The organism is Mesorhizobium sp. M7A.F.Ca.CA.001.08.2.1 (genome assembly GCF_003998455.1).
GTDB classification, from domain to species: domain Bacteria; phylum Pseudomonadota; class Alphaproteobacteria; order Rhizobiales; family Rhizobiaceae; genus Mesorhizobium; species Mesorhizobium ciceri.
The window spans coordinates 1-2,189 of the sequence record NZ_RZPW01000920.1 but is presented as its reverse complement, the minus strand read 5'-3'; the positions used below and the strand labels follow the sequence as shown (position 1 = coordinate 2,189).

Annotated in this window: 2 protein-coding genes and 1 pseudogene; all 3 read left to right on the top strand. The window is 60.3% G+C overall.

Annotation, left to right across the window (positions count from 1 at the left end; all coding sequences use genetic code 11):
- Positions 1-441 (top strand): annotated as a pseudogene (locus EN914_RS32920) (ROK family protein); the annotation flags it as partial.
- Between the two features lie 216 nt (positions 442-657).
- The gene (locus tag EN914_RS32915; RefSeq protein WP_013528917.1) at positions 658-1,119 is read left to right on the top strand and encodes a MucR family transcriptional regulator; all 462 of its coding nucleotides are present in this window, start codon (positions 658-660) and stop codon (positions 1,117-1,119) included.
- Positions 1,120-1,343: 224 nt separating this feature from the next.
- The coding region (locus EN914_RS32910; RefSeq protein WP_164779093.1) for a pyridoxal phosphate-dependent aminotransferase at positions 1,344-2,189 on the top strand (846 nt) is incomplete at its 3' end.

Here is a 2,189-nt window from a genome sequence, read left to right as displayed (position 1 = left end):
GGCTGGGCTGGATTCGACTTTGCGGGCGCGTTCGGCAAACCGGTGAAAGTGGTCAATGACGCGCTGATGCAGGCCATCGGCAGCTACGAGGGCGGGCGCATGCTGTTCCTCGGGCTCGGCACCGGGCTCGGTGCGGCGATGATTGCCGACAACGTCGCCCAACCGATGGAACTCGCGCATCTGCCCTACAAGAAGGGCAAGAGCTTCGAGGATTATGTCGGCGAACGCGGCCTGGAAAAGCGCGGCAAGAAGAAATGGCGCAAATACGTCTTCGACGTCGTCGACCGGCTCCGTGCCGCCATGCAGCCTGACTATGTCGTCATTGGTGGCGGCAACGTCGACAAGCTCGATGAATTGCCCGCCGACTCCAGGCGCGGCGACAACACACGCGCCTTCGAAGGCGGGTTTCGTTTGTGGCGCGACAAGGCGCTGATAGTCTGATACTGTTATTGTTTAATATAGTTGTTCAAAATAACGTGTGACCTGCCATCAAGTCGTTGCAATACGCAGATTTGCCGACTAGGAATTCCGCGCTACAACAACGCCAATTCGTCCCGTGGACGCACGAAGGACGCCATAGCATTTTGATTTCGCGCATGATCCTTTCCGGAAGTCGAATCCGATTTTCAGGTCATTCGCTGTAGACGGAGAAATAGAGTGACCGACGATAGCAACAGTGCCCGTAAAGACATCGATCTGCTCGAGCTGACCGCCCACATCGTGTCCGCTTACGTCGAGAAGAACCGCTTGCCTGCCTCCGGCCTGGCCGACCTCATCGCCAGCGTCAGCGCGTCGATAAGCGGGCTCGGCAAGCCTGCGGTCCCGGTGGCTGCCCCGCTGGTCCCGGCGGTCAATCCCAAGAAGTCGGTGACGCCCGATTTCATCATCTGCCTCGAAGACGGCAAGAAGTTCAAATCGCTGAAGCGTCACATCGGTGTGCATTTCGGCCTGACGCCGGACGCCTATCGCGCCAAATGGGGCTTGCCGTCGGACTATCCGATGGTCGCTCCCAACTACGCGGCCTCGCGTTCGCTGCTGGCGAAGTCGATCGGCCTCGGCCGCAAGGCCGCCCCCGTCAAGGCGCCCGCCAAGGGCAGGAAGGCCAAGGCCTCGGCCTGAACATTCAGTCCTGAGCCAACAGTTAGGACGACTGGAACAGAAGCCTGCCGGCGAATCCGCCTTGGCAGGCTTCCTATTTTTATGGCTTGGATAGGTGGACGGGTTCCTAGAGCAATTCCAGGAAAAGTGTGAAACGGTTTTCCGTCCGGAATTGCGTAAAAACAAGGAGTTAGAGCGGGTCGCCGTTTCCGTGAAACGGTGAACTGCTCTCGGGGGAGTAAGCCATGAACTACACCAGGATGGTGATCGAGAAAGAGGCGCCGGAAGAATACGGCTACGACCGTATCCGCTTCAATCTTTCCGAAAGCTCGATCGCCGACCAGAAGCTCTCCGACATCGGCCTGTCGCTGCCCGATCTCACGCTTTTCTATGGCGAGCATCGCGGCGACAAGCAATTGCGTGCACTGATATCGGCGCAGAATGCGGGCATTTCGCCGGATGATGTGCTGGTCACCGCCGGTGCCGCCGGCGCACTGTTCATCATCTCGACCTCGCTTTTGTCGGCCAACGACCATCTCGTCGTCATTCGGCCCAACTACGCCACCAACATCGAAACCCCAAGGGCGATCGGCTGCGCCATCAGCTTTGTCGACCTGGCATTCGAGGAAGGCTTCGCCATCGATGTCGAACGCGTCAAGGCCGCGATTCGGCCGGACACGAAGCTGATCAGCGTCACCTGCCCCCACAACCCGACCGGCACGATGATGAGCCGAGCCGAGCTCGATGCGCTGGTGGCGCTTGCCGAGGCTCGCGGCTGCCATCTGCTGGTCGACGAGACCTATCGCGACCTCTCCTACGGCAGGCGGCTGCCGACGGCTGCCTCGCTCAGCCCGAAGGCGATCAGCGTCTCGTCATTGTCCAAGGCCTTCGGCATTCCCGGCATCCGCATCGGCTGGCTGATCACCAAGGATGCGGTGCTTCAGGAAAAATTCCTCGCCGCAAAGGAGCAGATCGGCATCTGCGGCAGCGTCATCGACGAAGGCATTGCCCGCGGCATGCTCGAGCGCCGGGACGCCTTCCTGGCGACACTGCTGCCCGAAATGGCCAAGCGCCGCGACATCGTCCAGGCC